The organism is Vibrio sp. 1F263 (assembly GCF_041439035.1).
In the GTDB taxonomy this organism is placed as follows: domain Bacteria; phylum Pseudomonadota; class Gammaproteobacteria; order Enterobacterales; family Vibrionaceae; genus Vibrio; species Vibrio tasmaniensis_A.
The window spans coordinates 1-14,563 of the sequence record NZ_JBGONI010000040.1; the positions used below are offsets into that span (position 1 = coordinate 1).

The window sequence follows — 14,563 nt, forward strand, 5'->3', positions numbered from 1 at the left end:
AGCTGATCAGATCGTAGGTTCTTGATTTAGTTCCATTGAATTACGCAACAAAGCCGCGAAAATCACCAGAAGAGCAAGAAAGAAAATTTCTATAAAAGCTATACCTAGGAAGGTTTTTGTTTGAAATTTCATAATGCTACTCTTCGATGAAGAGTTGTCTAACGTCATCCCAATCGCTGTCTTTTGCTTGTTCAAACCCTTTAATTTTTAGAGGAGACAAAAGTTCAGGGTGAGTGTCATCAAGAGTTATGATTGCTTGTTGAATGCGTTCTACAACATCTTGAGGGACATGAGGACTGACGGCAATAGCATGAGGGGTGTAGCCTTGACTCTCCCATAAAACAATCAGATTATCGGAAACTTCACCTTGCATAGCGTTTAAGGTTCGATAGATACCACCACCTGCCACAAAATTTCCTTGAGCGATATTATGATAGACCGAATCATGCGAACGTACATAAACGGGGTCAATATTGATATTGTTCTGCCCCAAGAAGCCTTGAGTTAAGAGACTTGCAGCAAAAGCGTCAGGGGAAGGGAACGCCAACTTTTTGCCAGCTAACTCTTGTATCGTTGATATACCGCTATCTTTTTTTACAACGATAATCCCCTTTATTTTTTTGTCTTCGGCTTTGGTTATTGCGATATAACCGTTGGATTCGCTAAATACGGTATAGTGATAAGGGTTCATATAACTTATATCATATAAACTCTTTGACAGTTCTTTTTCAAACAGAGGAATTGATGATTTGGTGGCAAACCTTACCTCCTGTCCAATTTCTTTCGAGATATATTGAAGAATTGGGAGCCACTGTTTGGCTAATCTTTCGGCTGATTGCTGCGGGACAATTCCAAAACTCAATGGCTTATCCGCGAGGCTAGGTTTAGAGATAATAAGGAGGCTTATTAATATAATTCGTATAGGAGCCATAGGGTTCAATTCTTGTTAAATGAAAAAATATGCCAGGACTATGAATGCCTAAACCAAGCTAGCCATGACCTATATCAAAACTTAATTTAGTTCTGGCTAAGTACCTATATCTCGATAAATTCTTAGAGAAACATCTATTTGAAATATAGATACTTAGTTTGATGAGGGGCGCCCTAGAGGTTCATGAGGCTTTCAATGGACTCCTCAACCGAGTCAAAATTATAAGAGTGAATATTATAACCATCGCTAGCATTGATTTTAACTTTAGAAATTCCATTGTTAATTTCAGCGTCTAGAAGGTCGAGAGAAATTTCGACCGATTGGCTAATCATAATTTTTTGATTCATTAAAGTGATGCTACATGATTGTAAAACCATAGTTTGTCCCTTCCTAGCCGAGGCAACAGAATCTTAATGTTCTGATTGCCGATTGATGACGTTGTTAGAAGAATCCCTTCTATTTTTAACAGTAGACTAAATTGTAAAAAAGCATATTTTATTTTTAAATGGGAACCAAAATTGTGACATTGAAAATATAAAGGCTCTGGTATCATGTGACTTAGCACTTTGTTAAACGAAGCTCCATTCGATTAACTACCAGTTAATGATATGAGAGGTGGCGATTCATTTTATAAGGCCCACAGTGCAATGGAGGGGCTTTATGATGCATGCTTAGGTTTACAAGACCCTAAACAATCCATTAATTGCTAATTTAGCAAAATCATTGACTCACTTTTTTTCCAAAGGTTTATTAAAGGATAGTCCCCTACCCTGTTTCAATCAGCGGCCATCAGCAGCTTTTTTTAAAAAATCCAGCCTAACTCAGAAAAAGACACCACACGCTCAAACGAAACCACAAAGTGGTCCAGCCAGCACTCAAATATCAACCAATGCCAACGCATCCGTCAGTTGAGGGTAATGCGTCGGTCAGCTTGACTTGGGGTGGCGTCGCTACTTGGGTGGTTATGATAGAGAATAACCACACTCGCATTCATGGCCAGTGACGCTTTCACGACTTCACGCGGATAGACCGAGGCGGCATTAACGGTACCGTAGAACATCTCTTTGGTGCGCACACTCGATGTTGATTATCAAGGAAGATAATCCCAAACACTTCAGACTCACAAGCGGCCAAGGACGTTTGGCAGAACGATTTCACCAATTCAGGCGAGGTTAATGGCGTTGGTTCTGAGATAAACAGTTTGGATCTGAGAATGCTTGCGGCCTGATCAAGGATGCCCTTTTCTTCTGAGTTGAATAACGAAACATTTGAGTATTGAACAAGTGCTGAGATGGTATTTCCTTTCGGTCTTGGTGAGCGTCTGACTGTCCGTACCCAGTTGCAGGTTCTGTAGCGCAAGGGCGCGCAGCGGCGAAGCCTCCCTAGCGCGAGGGTTCTCAAATGGGACGGTTTAAAGGAAGTCGCGACAACAAGCCAAAAGGACAGCCTAAGCCAGTACCTCAACCCAAAGCACGTCGCCCAGTTAGAAAGGTCCCTTCCCCACCAAGAAGGCGCCCTACTGGTTACTCGACTTACGCCACTCGATATTAATGCCTGCTCGTGACGAGCGCTTTTCCCGGTTTACTTGACTGGGTGATAACACACCGAATGTTCGCATCCCCCTCAACCAAGGACTCCCCCTCCGACGACGCGATCATATTTGTCATAAAAGGGCCTCAACACGCACACTCGATAACCTTGGTCACTTAAGACAAGACCGAACAAGGCGTTGCTCGTCGAAAAACATAACCCGTTTGAATGCCGCTAACGGCTAGAATATCGAAACAAAATCCAGACACACTAATGACCTTCTCTTATGAGTGTCTGATGACGTACACAATAAGCAGACTTCAGTCGTCATACAGACAAGAGAGTAAAGCCTTTGCCGATGCACGATGCTCGGAGGTTGTTTCTATCGTCCTTTCCGTTTTCTTCGCGTAAGCGTAGTCTTCTCGCATCTGCTTAATGGTGGTAGTGTTATCACACACACTGATACTCACCCCCCTTCCCTCGGTTGCCTTGCTCTAGTATTAAAGAGTCGGTTGAATTCACCCAAATCACGTGCATGGATATGTCAGCGGATACCGTAGAACGAACTGTCATGTGACCCCCTAAGCGCCAAAACGCACATCGAAACAAAATCCTGAGCACTTAAACGTTCCTTCCCCCGTTGTCACAAAGCGCAACGCTGGAAACACAGACCCGTAAGTGGTGTACAGAATGATGTGATCCGCTCGCTCGTGAAGAAACCATTCCCCAAAGCCAGCGCCATTTAATTCGATGAAAAAGTCACGGATTTCATGGAAAGCAAAACGACGCGATCCCAATAGCGGAAACTGCTGCTTGATAGCGTCAACGAACCCTTGCTCTTTTAACGCTGCAATATCAGCCTGTTGCTCTGTCGACTGACGACGACTGAACATTTTCAAACGCTGAATTCTGGAAACAAAATCAGACTTTCTTTTCGTCTCATCACGACACTTTTTGACTTGATAGCGTAACTTCAAGACCGCCAAGGGACTAGAGGCATCATTTTTTGGTGAGCTTTCGTGCCCCAGCGGCGAAACGCTGGTCGATGAATTTGAACTAGAGAGAGTTGGGGTTGAGTTTTGTTGCGCCATGAGAGTTTCCTTTCTGTTTGAGTATCACTTTTCGGAGCCGCTTGGCGGTCCGCTCTCTCAACATCGTTCTGCTTTGCAAGGGCGCGCAGCGGCGAAGCCTCCCTTGAAAAACAGGTTGTGGGGAGAGACGGTTAACAGCCTGCGAGCCCGAAAATGAGGCGAGTGAAAGAAATCGGCGCATAAGAAAACAAGCCCTTATTCGAACTTATTCAAAGACAGAGAGATCAACGAGGAGGGAACGACAAGGCGCTAAGACTCTTAGGACAAGCAGGCCTAGCCCACAGAGTGACGCCTAAGGCAACGATAAGAATCGTGATAAGACACATTTAAAGTGTTTGTCTTTACAAGGAAATGAGGCTCAGAACAGGTTACAAGATTCTTCAAGTTTCATGTTCATCAGTGTTTGAAGTTCAGTCCGAGGTAGGCCCTATGACATCGCTTAAAGTATATAACGAGCCTTTATATAAGATATGTAGTACATAGGTAATACATGTTTAATTCATTTTGTTGATCAACTCAATGAGATCTTCATCATCGATCTTATCTCGATATAAAGCCAAGGCTCGGTACAGTTTCGCTGCAGACACATTTCTCTCTGTCTGCTCTTGCAGATTTGCTACCCAATCAGATATCCGTTCTTTATCCGTCAATGACATTCTAAGAGTCAGAGGAGGCACCTTATAAGATGTCGTCACTTTCTTTTTGACAGTCGTAATTCCAGTCGACTTGCTTGAGCCTTCGTTCTTGTGAGTGGAGATAGTTGTTATAGCTCCTCGTTTCTTTAACTTACTCATGTGTATTACCTATGTATTACATTAAATTTAGAAGAAATGCAGCGAGTTTACGGTAATCATTATTAACAAGAGAGCCCGATTTATAAAAGCGCACAGGAGAGGAAACGGCATTAGCTTGTCCGACATGCTCAGAACGACGGACAGATACTGGTAGCAATTTATCTTGTACTACCTCCAATTCCTCATCAATGAACTCATTAATAAGAGTGTTTCTTGAGTCGACCTCGTTCCTCAGGATCAGATAATTGCATTCGTCCTCCTTAATTTCAGAGACAGCTTCGAGTAAAGGGCTAATGCCGTCTAATGAAAATGCACCTGAATCAACAGGGATCAAAATAAGGTCTGAGGCCTGGATTGCGTTAAGAGTCGTTAGGGATAAGTTTGGTGGCGTATCAAGAAGAATGAAATCATAGGTATCACCTAACTTCGCTAATTGCTTTTCTAAAATTCGTTCACGATTAATCTTTGTCAGTGATGTTTCGATGACACGTGACAACTGAACATCAGCGGGAACGACATAGAGGTTTTCAATAGAGTTCCCATTAATCTGTGCAGGTTGAATTAAATCGACAATGGACACAACTTTAGGCTTATCAAACAAAGCAGCCACCGTCTCTTCAAACTTAAAATCACGTTGTCCGGTTAACGTTTTAGAGCAGTTCCCTTGAGGATCGAGGTCAATCACTAACACTTTTCGTTTTCGTGCAAGCTCAGCCCCTAAATTGACAAGAGTCGTGGTTTTTCCAACGCCACCTTTTTGGTTCGCAGCGCTGATGATTTTAGTCTTCATAACAAACACCTCATGTATTACATGTGTAGTACACAATAAAAAACAAAAGGCGCCCTGTCAATGTATTACATATGTAATACACTTCTTCTATCAACGCCTAAAGTTATCCCTCCGTTACCAATCGATGATATCGAGACAGTAAAAATCCTAAAGAAAGTGACACCAGCAGCGAAAGCACTATCCGCGGAATTCAAATTATTAGGCTCCTCAGCAACCAAAACTTCTTGGTTAAGTTAATCCCAATACTAGAATCAAAGTCGAGTTCTGAAATTGAAAATATTGTGACTACGATGGGTACACGGTTTAAGCATAACAACGAACAACTAGCAAGTTACGTCATTTTGCTTTCAGCCTTAGAGCCTTGCTATTTTCATGATAAGATACCCTCATCAATAAATAATCCATGTGAACAATGTCAGAACCTTCATACCACCAACTTCTTAAGTCGACCTTCGAAAACACTCTTCTTCACCTTTACTTCAAAGTAAACATTGCCAGTCACTTTGTTAAAGAAGAGCAACGAAACAAGATCATCATTGACTTCTTGAAGCCAAAAATCAAACAAGCTCGATATAGCCTTATCAAGAAAAAGCTTAAAACGGTTTGTTTGATGAAGAATAAGTTTGGCTCAATCGAAAAACACTTAGAAAGCGTTCTATCTCAATATTCAGCGATAGAAAGTCAAAACGACGTTGATAAGCTTTATGCCTTGTTAGAACGCTTTGAGAAGAGCGGATTAGAAACAAAACTGATTGAAGAGACCCCTAAACAGGAAATGGACGTTGTTTATATCGACAGAGCACATATTGATAACTGCTTCGATAATGAAAACCGTCAGATTGCACCCATTTCGTTGTTTATACATACGAATGAATTAGACAGGTTCACTCAGTGTTTAGTCACCCAGCCTTATTTCACATTTGAATTGTGCCAAGCAAGTGAAGAGTTGAAGAACTATCACTATCAAGTTCACCCAATTAGCTAACACAACCAAATCTAAAAAGCAGGGCACTTCCAACCCATATCAAGATGTGTTTGACGCGATTTACCAAGTGGTACTACCACCCTTTTCCTTCTATCATCACAATCAAGGGAAATCTTTTGATCTTCGAGCAGTAAGCTGATCAGGTATAAACCTAACGCTGAATGATCTTGGCCATTTGTCTTCACCGCCACGGCTTCAACAATGAATTCAATTCCTGTCGACAGTGTCTCTGTATCTTTAAAAGACATAACTCCCCCTCCTATTTTACTGTATAAATATACAGCAAAATAAGGTGTGTAAATCCATATTTGCGCGAATTGAGACATTAATCGCATAAAATGGGTTATGTCGACTCAAACTCATTATTGAATTTACCAAGAGAGCTTATTTTGACTCGATAGTTACTCATTATTATTCAACTCAAGGAAAAGCTGACTCAAGTACCGCCTTCTTTTTCCCTACTTCATACTCCACCCAGTATAACGTTATAGTGGCAGATATCTGATGAACAGCATAATTACCACGATGCTCTGGCCCATTTTGCCTACTTTCGGATAAAGCAGACTTGACCCATTCAAACAAATAGACGTAACGACTGACGGTCTGGCGACACAGGTCCGCATTACGTGCCACCAAACCAATCGTGAGCTCCTGATTTTTGCGTAACAGAATCTGACATGCGCGGATAATTCGACGAGTGGTCTTCGTCCGACGAAGGTTATGGGTTCTTCTGGCCGCTCTACGCTGCCTTTCCTGTAAACTTAATCCACTATCCAATCTCATCACACCTCGCTGGCAGTCTGACCGTGCACAATATTTATCCCAGGTCCAACGAGAAACGCTTTTCACCACCGCCAACACCTCACTGCACTTCAAAGGCGGCTTATCCGCAGTCTCGGTATTTTTGTAATGAGCGAAACTCTCTACACGGCGTTTAAAGTTCGTATAACTGCCCTTTTCTCTTTCTTCGTCGACGATGTCATACGCGTATCGACGAGTGTGTTCGAATAAAGTACAGTTTCGAGAATAAGAGACATCAATATCTTGACGAAGCCATGGCCGCGTTGTCTCCAGCTCAAGAGAATCCGCTAACTCATTGAGTTCATAGACACTGCGGTGGAGTTCAGTTGTCTGCCACCAAGGATGAAAGGGCGTTTTGGCAACAGGTCCTGAATAACTTAAGTCCGCCTCAAGTCGTAAGGCTAAGGCGCGATAAATGGCTTTGAGGTACTGAATGGGTTTGGATCGGGCTTGATCGCTGGTGCAAACCGGCACAATAGCGTAAAAAAGGTGGGCTTTATTACTGGTGCGGTTTCGAACGATTAGATTAGGGGGTGGCAAGCCTTCATCTTGCCAAATATAGGGGTTGGGGACAGAGCGATGGTCATGATCGATGTCAAACACCATCCACGCCTGCATCTCTTTACGATTAACCTGCATATACGGCCATCTGACCGCGTAGTTTCGAGGTCTGATAAGCATCGCGGTTTTATTGTCACTGCACCTCGACAAATAAGGCGCTTCCTCAAGTAGCCTACTCAAACACGAAATGGATGAAGACGCAGCGTATTCAGAATGAGCCGTCATCGCCTCCCCCTTAAAGAAAAAGCAAAGCAAGAGAGATTGTCTTGAGCGTTGAGCGTCGTTACTGAGTCAGTACTCTTAACTCTCTCTAATAAGGTTCGAGAGTCGGTTAAAGTCGCTCCTTTCAAGCTTTCGGAGTCGCCACGGATGTCAATTTTTATTGCACCCCTTTTAGGATGACAACTGACTGCATCACACCACTCTTCTTTACTTTCTAAAACTAAATTGAAGACAGCTTCAAGACTGCTTTGAATGACCTTACCCTGTACGACCGCAAACACATGATGACTCATAAAGTAACCTCGGCTAAAAAACGCTCCCCTTCGGAGAAATCGATAACGCAACTCTGGAAGAGGAAAATGCGTCAAAGCCAACGTTGTCTGATTCTTTGTATTCGCTTCTCAAGGCCGAATAAACGAATTCGCAGTCGCATTTGTTCAAACACATGATTCGAACGCCTTAATTGGGTCATTAACCTCGCCTGCTCAACCCATAAGGAAGAAAGTTGACGATCGCATAACTCGCGTCGAATGATCCTGATATACCTAAGGCCTCTACGCTTATCTTCCTCCGTCAATCCATGACCAGACGTTTCTGGGCATGACTTATGGCACGGAGTAACAGACATCACTCCTCCGAATTGATCTGTGAAGCAGAAAAACCATTAGTGGCCGCCTCATCCTCTATGGCTTTATGCAGACAACCACCTTGATTCAGTTTTTCTAGGCTCCTGATGAGTTTTACCTGAACGCTGATACTGGCGTGTGCGTTATGAATAATCTTATGTTTTTGAGTCCTTGTAAGACGATGCTCTCCTGCATAATCCAACGCCATTCGAGACAATTCACCCGAATGGACCGAGTTCTCTAATACGCTTTGGACAAAGGTGTCATCCGTGTTCTCAGATGTTATATGAGCGGTGACCACGCCCAACCCAAGAAGCAAGCTGTTTACGATGGTGTGATTACCGCTTACTTTTGCGAGAGTAAGCGCGTCTACACAACTCAGAACATGAGGCTGAGCAGGATTGAGCTTATTGCGTAGAATAGTCGGGGTCATCCCTATTCCAGCAGCCAAGCTACTTATATTCTCTGAGGTTGCAAAGACACAGCACGCTTCATCAAAGGCTAATTGCTTTGTGCGATAAAATTCGCTTATCAAGTCAATGTCATTCATAACAAATACTCAATTGAAGAAAAGTGGAACAAAACGAAGCCCAACCGGGCAACGCTCTTTGGTCGAAATAAGGGAAGATAAACGCATGAGCGACTAACCCATTCTCTCCATCGTTTCACGAGTTGCCATTTCGTGTAGTGCGATCATATTAATTAATGGTGTTTCTTTAGCTTTTGCTTTCTTTTTAATAGGTAAGCGACCATCTTTAACCCAATCTATGATGGTGCGCTTTGGCATACCAGAGAATTGAGAGTATTGGTCGTACGTCATGAAAGGCGTATTTAGGACTACTTGATATGAGAGCATAATGATATCCTGTCTAGTCATTGATGTTTAATTTCGAAATGACGAGTTGCACCTCACCATTTCGACCTCAATTGCGATTATTGATCACATATGAATGATAAGCAACTTAAAATAGACCAGATATCGTATTTGGGAGGTAAAGATATTATCAAGAAATTGATAGATATCACGAATTCAGACCGTCAACAGGACGTTGCAGACGTGTTTGGTATCCCAAAATCAACAATCGCAACTTGGCGACAACGAAATCTAACTCCATTCGAGATTGCAGTAAGAACTCATTTGAGCACAGGCGTCTCACTTGAATGGTTACTTCTCGATAAAGGCGACCCGTATCCTAAAACACCAACTCAAAAGCACATTAATAAGAAGAACGAATCGAAGACTCTCTTCGATATAGACTGCTTCTCTATTGATGACGGTAAATTGGTTGGGAAAGGGATACTTGCATTCGATAAAGCTCTCCTAGACGAACTTGGCGTTATCAATGTGATGGCAATTAAAGATGGAACTACTACGTTCCTTATAAATAAAGAATCCCATCAAGCAGTAAGTGGCACATACTTAGTGGATATGGATGGCTTACTCTCGTTAAACGACATACAACGTTTACCAGGCAAGAAACTAGCAATCAGCTTTAATGGCTCGACTCTAACAGTCGAGGAAGATGAAGTAAGGGTTGTCGGTAGAGTGGCGTTAGTGATGGAGAAGAAGTGAGTGGAAGAAAAGCTAACAACACTTGCGGCCTATAAAATCGCAATTGAGACTCGTAATTTTGAAATTGACCTTTATTGGAAACGCTCTTTATTCTTTTGGGGATTCATTGCGACAGCATTCATCAGTTATGGCTCTCTTACCGTTGAATCGAAACATAATTTTGCTTTAGCGACAGCTTGTTTTGGCTTCATCTGCTCCTTATGCTGGAGCTTAGTTAATCGCGGTAGCAAATATTGGCAAGAGCACTGGGAAACAATGGTAGCCAAACTAGAATCAGACCTAGGAAATATTGACTTATTTCGCGCTGAAGATACACAACAACATAAGTCACATTGGTTAAATTCACGGAAGTTCTCCGTAAGCCGGACTGCCATTGCCCTTAGTGATTTCACAACCCTTATTTGGTTTGGCTTAATACTAAACCACCTCAGTACAATGTTTTTCGGCCACGTTTCAGTGAGTTCTCAAACAAAGGGTATTATCCTGATTATATTTACTATTATTTATGTTGGATTGATACTAAAAGAATGTGCGTCAGGCAAATGGAAAAAGTTTAGTGATTAGTGTGAGTTCGCATAAAAAAGCGGCGGTATGCCGCCCTTTTTTATAAATGATCACCTATATGCGCTATGGCAATTTTTGGTTTATCAGGATCGATTCGATTAAAAAAGCCAAAATATATACGATTAAAATAATACGTACCGTTTCCATTAGCACCATCTACTCGTTCTAGCTTGTAATGGTACTCACAGTTAACATTTTTGTACTCGATCTGTTCAATAAAAAAATCTCGCTTTAGAGCTGCTATTTTTCTTTTATTTTTACCTTTACCTTCAGGGGTAACAGGGAAATCCAACTCTGCATTAAGATTGTCAATGTTCCTTTGTGAGTCATGAGGAGTAATTTCGTACTGATCCATAAACATGAGGCTACCCGTGATGCCATCAATAAAAGATTGGTAGCCTCCCTCGATTTTTCGAATACTGTCGAAACTCTTGTTCACTGCATGCTCAGGATAGTCTAAAAAAATCAAATTCTTATATAGATGAACAAAGCTTTCAGCATATTGTTTATGAGTCCTTGGATTCTGTACTAATACATCAGAACCAAACTTAACTAAAGTCTCTTCATCGACGACATTACGCAACGGTTGTGTAGTTAAGCTAATACTTGGAACCGATGAATATAGAGACAACCATGCCCCTTCATGCTCAGGCCTATCGGTATCAACCAAGCGAACTATCTGTATAGAATCTAACTCGTTTATGGTGCTAGCCCTTCCCATATTGGCATCATAGAGTAGGCTCATGATAGTACCTGCATCTAAATGTGCAGGTTGCTTGAATAGTTCAGTGGCGGCATTAACATCAAAATCACTTGATTTGGCAAATGAAATAAAGCCTTCATCTTCAAAATATTTTTCAATTATATCTGAGGACGCCTTAATCGAAAGAGCTACAGCATCTTGCTCTTTCGAGAAATCAAAACTTTGAGGTACAAAACAAATGTTAGCTTTCATGTTCAATCCCTTTTAGGCGGAAGCTGTTCTTGCCCTGTCATGATCATGAACATATCTTGAGCTTGTTGATCAAAAAAGCCATCTGGCCAGCTAGACAATTTACCATCTTTAGTGATAGTAATTTTCTCTACATTACTCTGCTCTTCGCCTTGTGATATGTAGTAAAGCGTAAACAATTTTGGATCAAAGTCTTCTTTAAGCCTAGTGATCACACGTATACCATTGAGTAAGTGATCACTGTGTGTTTCAACTACCACTTGAACATCGGCTTGAGCTGTCAAGGCAATCAGACGCCCTAGAAAGCTTTGACCTCTCGGGTGCAGGTGCGCTTCAGGATTCTCAATAATAACCAACCCACCTTTTGGGGTGCTGAGAAGCGCAGTTACTATACCCAATACATAACTGATACCAAAACCTACATTCTGAGGCTTTATTGAATTGCGATAGTTCTGTCCAAAGATATTAATTGAAGCTACTGCCGCCTCGATTAAGTCAGGATTTAATTCTATTCCGGGACTAATTTCATTTAGCCAAGCATTAATTTGACGAAGTAATCCATCTCTAGCTTCTGATTCATGCATTCGTGGATCTGGATTGTTTTTTACTGGAGTACTAGAACCACCTATATAAAGACGTTTATATTTTTGAGACCTAGCAAGTACCTCTGAAGTAAATTCTCCTTTTGCCCCTAACCAATATTCATGAAAACGGCTACCTTCTATAAGGTCAAAACTACTTTGCGGACCTAACCTCTCGGCCTGTAAATATTGAAAGTTTGAAACTAGATTATCGAAATTTTCAGGTAACTCACCTGTATAACCGCTCAATAAATGTAACTCATCGCTTGAATCATCTAATTCATGATATCCCCAATTGAGGATGTGTCCATCAAGATTAATTTTTACAGACAGACTTAGATCTTGCCCAACTTGCCCAGTATTATCTTTATGGTGAACATCATTTCCAAAACCTACTGAAACCAATGACCCATTCAACTTGGCTACTTTTTCAAATCGAGATTGCAGAGGTATTGAAAGTGCTTGAATAGCTGTACTTTTACCCACTGAATTAGTTCCACAAAAAACGGTTAGCGCAGAAAAATCAAATTCACGATTTTTGTAACACTTAAAATTTTCTAGAGCGACAGACTTAATCATGATTAGTTAGCTCCTAATAAAATGGGACATAGCTCTACATCAACACCGGTGCTCTGTTTTAGGATCTCTCTAAATGAATCAAAACGGAATCGAACCGTTACATTCTTACCTGTAGATTGACTAATTGAATACAAGAAGCCTCGACCTTCTTTTTCATATTTTTTCGATTCCCAGTCAGCGTAATCCGAGGAGTCTCGATCTATTGCTTCATACAACATATCGATCAACTCATCGCTATGCGCCATAACTTGTTGCGCCTGCTCTTCACTTAATTCAGAAAAATAAGTCACAATTAATTCAAATAGAGGCTTACTTAAAGGTATTTTTCTCGCGCTATCTGGCACTTTTTTAAATGCATAATCGCCAAATACTTGCTCTGAGATTTGCAAACCATTCTTAAACTTATTAGCAATCAAACTGTAAACTGGATTTTTATCTAGAGGTAGCTCAGCACTTCCATCATCTAATAGTTCTTCGTTCGCTAATGTCAAAGAATGCACATTCATACCTTCCATCGCTTCGGATAAATACTTATTGTACTGATTATCGAAGCTCATATAACCGCGCAGCATAAACGACAGCGCAGATAGACAAAGTTCCATGTCTTTTTGTCGATCAGACTTGATTTTCCCATGTGTCGCTGATTTAAACTCAGGCGTTGCAGCTAGGAACCTTAAAAACTTAACACTTGAACCTTGATTAAGGGCAGAACGAATTTCTTGCTCACTCAACTTCACACCATAAGTGTTAATTCGGTGAAAAAGTTCAACAATAATATTGTCTTTGTCTGTCGCCATATCAATCAGGTGAGCTGTCAAAGGATATTCACGAATTTTCCTTTGCTCTGCTCGTTCTAATTCACTAAAACTAGTACCATTGAGTTCATCTAATACTTCCAATCCATTAAGCTTAAACTCACCACGCATAAAATCGTATATAGTGGTAATTCGCTGTAAACCATCGACAATTATCCAGTCACCATTAGGCTTTTCAGCAAAATAGAATACAGGTAAGGGCAAGCCCATTAGGATAGACTCAATTAACTTTGATTTCCTAGGTTCAGGCCAAACTCTATCTTTACGTTGAAAGTCTGGCTGCAATTCAATTTCACCAAAACTTAAACGGTCATAAATCAATGAAACAACTGGTGTTAACTGACGAATCTTAGTTTTTCCTTGAAGAATTGGACCATTTGCTTCCTTGTTGTTGTCGTTTTCAATACCCGTTAATGACTCATCATCAATTAACTCATCTATCGACTTATCAGGTTCAGGTTGCTCGTAAGCATCATCATTTTTGCTGGAATATATAGCTCCATCCAGAGTCACAACTGCGTCGGTGACTTGTTGGTTAAGACTACTTAACTCACTTAAAGCCTTAGTAGCATCTTCAACAATCACGTCTCCAGGATATTTTTTCGTAACAGCATCGAAGGCAGCCTTTAGCGTCTGCACGATTGACGCTTGGGAATCCGCAATAATCTGATTAGATAAAGCTGTATAGTTATCTATTTTCTTACGAACTGCGCGAAGTTCTGCTGATTGAAGTTCCGACAAAGTCCCTAACTCATGGACAGATTCATTCCGCAATAGAAGATGCTTACGATTTTTATACTTGAAGTGTTGAATACAGGGTAAATGTGCAAAAACAGTTTCTGGTTGATTTCGACTACTACCTCCTCCATATAAAGCTTGATCCACATTACTGAAGCCTTTCACAGTTAATTCATTCCAAATATCTTCTAACTCACGAAAAGATCGAGCAGACCCCTTTGCATTAGGACTATTAGCAACAAAGTACTTATCTAAATTTCGATCTAACGAAGTTATGTAAATTGAGGAAGTTTTTGGGTTGATAGAGTGCAGCTCTTTACCAACTAACTGTTCGATATATTTTAAAACATCTTTAAAGTGCATGAATGACGCCTAATATGAATTACTTTTACTAGCGTCAGTTTACCATGGGTTAATCAACAATGTATAA

General features: G+C 41.1%; 19 protein-coding genes and 1 pseudogene. 6 read left to right on the forward strand and 14 right to left on the reverse strand.

Translation table 11 applies throughout. From position 1 onward, the window contains the following. Positions 1-136 precede the first annotated feature (136 nt). The 3 genes and pseudogenes from ACED25_RS19530 to ACED25_RS19540 form a co-directional block, all read right to left on the reverse strand. On the reverse strand, positions 137-931 hold the full coding sequence (locus ACED25_RS19530; RefSeq protein WP_017098996.1) for a phosphate/phosphite/phosphonate ABC transporter substrate-binding protein: 795 nt from the start codon (positions 929-931) through the stop codon (positions 137-139). A 173-nt stretch (positions 932-1,104) separates the two neighbouring features. Continuing rightward, entirely contained in the window at positions 1,105-1,308 is a 204-nt protein-coding gene (locus tag ACED25_RS19535; RefSeq protein WP_017098997.1) for a hypothetical protein, read from the reverse strand. Positions 1,309-1,733: 425 nt separating this feature from the next. Continuing rightward, positions 1,734-2,224: pseudogene (locus ACED25_RS19540) on the reverse strand (JAB domain-containing protein). A gap of 108 nt (positions 2,225-2,332) precedes the next feature. Between ACED25_RS19540 and ACED25_RS19545 the strand changes: the two are divergent. Beyond that, the gene (locus ACED25_RS19545; RefSeq protein WP_158008844.1) at positions 2,333-2,482 is read left to right on the forward strand and encodes a hypothetical protein; all 150 of its coding nucleotides are present in this window, start codon (positions 2,333-2,335) and stop codon (positions 2,480-2,482) included. 429 nt (positions 2,483-2,911) lie between these two features. Here the strand turns inward: ACED25_RS19545 and ACED25_RS19550 are convergent, their stop codons facing one another. The 4 genes from ACED25_RS19550 to ACED25_RS19565 form a co-directional block, all read right to left on the reverse strand. Then, on the reverse strand, positions 2,912-3,034 hold the full coding sequence (locus tag ACED25_RS19550; RefSeq protein ID WP_371695902.1) for a hypothetical protein: 123 nt from the start codon (positions 3,032-3,034) through the stop codon (positions 2,912-2,914). 8 nt (positions 3,035-3,042) lie between these two features. Continuing rightward, on the reverse strand, positions 3,043-3,552 hold the full coding sequence (locus ACED25_RS19555; protein WP_102495538.1) for a hypothetical protein: 510 nt from the start codon (positions 3,550-3,552) through the stop codon (positions 3,043-3,045). 494 nt (positions 3,553-4,046) lie between these two features. Next, complete coding sequence (locus ACED25_RS19560) at positions 4,047-4,346, reverse strand: hypothetical protein (RefSeq protein WP_017099286.1); 300 nt, start codon at positions 4,344-4,346, stop codon at positions 4,047-4,049. A 16-nt stretch (positions 4,347-4,362) separates the two neighbouring features. Further along, positions 4,363-5,136: a ParA family protein gene (locus ACED25_RS19565; protein WP_017099287.1), complete on the reverse strand. Its 774-nt coding sequence runs from the start codon at positions 5,134-5,136 to the stop codon at positions 4,363-4,365. A 60-nt stretch (positions 5,137-5,196) separates the two neighbouring features. On the opposite strand from ACED25_RS19565, the gene ACED25_RS19570 reads away from it, so the two are divergent. From ACED25_RS19570 to ACED25_RS19580, 3 genes are read left to right on the forward strand one after another with little or no spacing between them, the layout of a single operon-like run. Then, on the forward strand, positions 5,197-5,373 hold the full coding sequence (locus ACED25_RS19570) for a hypothetical protein (RefSeq protein ID WP_017083858.1): 177 nt from the start codon (positions 5,197-5,199) through the stop codon (positions 5,371-5,373). Further along, positions 5,361-5,624 (forward strand): hypothetical protein, encoded by a 264-nt coding sequence (locus ACED25_RS19575; RefSeq protein WP_157937775.1) that lies wholly within the window; start codon positions 5,361-5,363, stop codon positions 5,622-5,624. Before ACED25_RS19570 ends, ACED25_RS19575 begins: the two co-directional genes overlap by 13 nt. Further along, on the forward strand, positions 5,549-6,121 hold the full coding sequence (locus ACED25_RS19580) for a DUF2913 family protein (protein WP_371695903.1): 573 nt from the start codon (positions 5,549-5,551) through the stop codon (positions 6,119-6,121). Before ACED25_RS19575 ends, ACED25_RS19580 begins: the two co-directional genes overlap by 76 nt. A gap of 11 nt (positions 6,122-6,132) precedes the next feature. On the opposite strand, the gene ACED25_RS19585 is transcribed toward ACED25_RS19580, so the two are convergent. The 4 genes from ACED25_RS19585 to ACED25_RS19600 all read right to left on the reverse strand — a co-directional run bounded on the left by ACED25_RS19585 (position 6,133) and on the right by ACED25_RS19600 (position 9,187). Next, complete coding sequence (locus ACED25_RS19585; RefSeq protein WP_017100246.1) at positions 6,133-6,369, reverse strand: hypothetical protein; 237 nt, start codon at positions 6,367-6,369, stop codon at positions 6,133-6,135. A gap of 172 nt (positions 6,370-6,541) precedes the next feature. Next, on the reverse strand, positions 6,542-7,708 hold the full coding sequence (locus ACED25_RS19590) for a replication initiation protein (protein WP_017100247.1): 1,167 nt from the start codon (positions 7,706-7,708) through the stop codon (positions 6,542-6,544). A gap of 624 nt (positions 7,709-8,332) precedes the next feature. After that, positions 8,333-8,881 carry a phage regulatory CII family protein gene (locus tag ACED25_RS19595; protein ID WP_371695905.1) on the reverse strand — a complete coding sequence of 183 codons (549 nt, stop codon included), beginning with the start codon at positions 8,879-8,881 and terminating at the stop codon, positions 8,333-8,335. A 93-nt stretch (positions 8,882-8,974) separates the two neighbouring features. After that, positions 8,975-9,187, reverse strand: coding sequence for a hypothetical protein (locus tag ACED25_RS19600; protein WP_017100065.1), 213 nt, complete (start codon positions 9,185-9,187; stop codon positions 8,975-8,977). A 90-nt stretch (positions 9,188-9,277) separates the two neighbouring features. Here ACED25_RS19600 and ACED25_RS19605 point away from each other — a divergent pair, with 90 nt between their 5' ends. Both ACED25_RS19605 and ACED25_RS19610 read left to right on the forward strand, forming a co-directional pair. Then, on the forward strand, positions 9,278-9,904 hold the full coding sequence (locus ACED25_RS19605; protein WP_017100064.1) for a phage repressor protein CI: 627 nt from the start codon (positions 9,278-9,280) through the stop codon (positions 9,902-9,904). Further along, positions 9,905-10,468: a hypothetical protein gene (locus ACED25_RS19610; protein ID WP_017100063.1), complete on the forward strand. Its 564-nt coding sequence runs from the start codon at positions 9,905-9,907 to the stop codon at positions 10,466-10,468. 40 nt (positions 10,469-10,508) lie between these two features. Here the strand turns inward: ACED25_RS19610 and ACED25_RS19615 are convergent, their stop codons facing one another. From ACED25_RS19615 to ACED25_RS19625, 3 genes are read right to left on the reverse strand one after another with little or no spacing between them, the layout of a single operon-like run. Beyond that, positions 10,509-11,423: a hypothetical protein gene (locus tag ACED25_RS19615; protein ID WP_017100062.1), complete on the reverse strand. Its 915-nt coding sequence runs from the start codon at positions 11,421-11,423 to the stop codon at positions 10,509-10,511. Positions 11,424-11,425: 2 nt separating this feature from the next. Further along, positions 11,426-12,580: a DUF3696 domain-containing protein gene (locus tag ACED25_RS19620; protein WP_017100061.1), complete on the reverse strand. Its 1,155-nt coding sequence runs from the start codon at positions 12,578-12,580 to the stop codon at positions 11,426-11,428. Between the two features lie 2 nt (positions 12,581-12,582). After that, positions 12,583-14,496, reverse strand: coding sequence for a DUF262 domain-containing protein (locus ACED25_RS19625; RefSeq protein ID WP_017100060.1), 1,914 nt, complete (start codon positions 14,494-14,496; stop codon positions 12,583-12,585). Positions 14,497-14,563 lie beyond the last annotated feature (67 nt).